This window comes from Falsiroseomonas oryziterrae (assembly GCF_021864505.1).
GTDB classification, from domain to species: Bacteria; Pseudomonadota; Alphaproteobacteria; order Acetobacterales; family Acetobacteraceae; genus Falsiroseomonas; species Falsiroseomonas oryziterrae.
This window is the reverse complement of the sequence record NZ_JAKJIB010000581.1, coordinates 1-1,286: the sequence shown is the minus strand read 5'-3', so window position 1 is coordinate 1,286 and position 1,286 is coordinate 1. Positions and strand designations below refer to the sequence as shown.

General features: G+C 74.7%; 2 protein-coding genes. Both read right to left on the bottom strand.

The window, feature by feature from the left end:
- Positions 1-936, bottom strand: a 936-nt coding sequence (locus tag L2I40_RS23345; protein WP_237217743.1) for a protein-methionine-sulfoxide reductase heme-binding subunit MsrQ, incomplete at its 3' end; no start/stop codon positions are given.
- Positions 933-1,286, bottom strand: a 354-nt coding sequence (locus L2I40_RS23340; RefSeq protein ID WP_237217742.1) for an ELM1/GtrOC1 family putative glycosyltransferase, incomplete at its 5' end; no start/stop codon positions are given. The genes L2I40_RS23340 and L2I40_RS23345, both read right to left, overlap by 4 nt.

The window sequence follows — 1,286 nt, the reverse complement described above, 5'->3', positions numbered from 1 at the left end:
GGCGCAGCTGGGCCAGCGTGGCGGCCGCCGTGTCGCGCGCGCGCGCCGGGTGACGCGCCGCAGCCAGGGCAGCGGCGCGAGGCAGAGCCCGGCGAGCAGGATCCACTGCGCCGGCCGCAGCCCCGCATCGAGCGCGAGATTGGCGGCGAGGATGCGCGAAGCCGGCAGCTTCGTGGCCGCCGCATACCAGGCAAACTCGACCATCGCCGTCGCCAGCGCGGCGACGACGGCAAGCGCCACCAGCCCGAGCCCGTCCGCCCGCCAGCGCCCGGGGAGCGTCCGCCACAGCATCAGCCAGAGGAACACGCCCGCCGTGATCGCCGCCGGATCGGCATTCGCCTTGGATTGCAGGAAGGCATGCAGCACGCCGCCGGCGGCCAGCAGGTAGACCCAGCGATGCAGCTTCTTCCACCGCGGCCCGAGCTGCCGCTGCCAGCCATCGGTCGAGGTCCAGCCCAGCACGACAAGCCCGACCAGCACTGCGAAGCCGAGCGTCAGATAGGCGCGCAGCGCGATCTCGCCGCCGACCTTCAGCAGGTCCCAGTTCAGGTGCCCGCTGTAGAGCGTCAGGTGCAGCACCGCGTAGCCGAGCGCGCCGAGCCCGATCATGCGCCGGAGCGTGAGCGCCTTCGGCCAGTCCGCGACGAAGCGCAGCGGCGTCATCGCGAGGCTGATCAGCAGGATGTGCAGCGCATGCGCGCCCGCCTCGCGCGTCGCGGCCTTCCAGGGCTCGGCGCCCAATGCGCCGTCGGCCAGCATGGCCAGCAGCACCGCGCCCGGCGAGAGCAGCGCGATCAGCACCGAGAGCCCGAGCGGGGAGAAGCGCCCCGCCCGGTCGCGCCAGGGCCAGCGGAACGCAGGCTGGACGTCGCGGGGCGGGGCGAGGGTCGCGCGCATCTCCCCTCTTCGCGCGCGGCGCGCCGAGGTTCCGCTCATGCCAGCCATCCGCGCGCGCGGATCTCCACGGCGACCCGCCCCGTCTCGTCGAGCGGCCGGCGCGCGAAGGGCGTCCCGGCCTCCTCGAGCGGCCGGGCCTCGCCGGCCGCGTAGAGCGATTGCACCAAGTGCAGGTGGCGTCCCTCTTCCCGTGTCGCGACGAAGACCGCGGCGCCGGTCGCCAGCGCCTCCGACAACATGGAGACGGAATCGGCCGTGACCACCACGGCATCCGCCCAGGCGAGGAAGCCGAGGAACGGGTTCGGCCCGCCCTCCCCCCAGGCATAGAGGCGGTGCGGCACGCCGGCGAGCGTCGCCGCGATCGCCTCGGTCGCCGCGCGCCCGGTGCG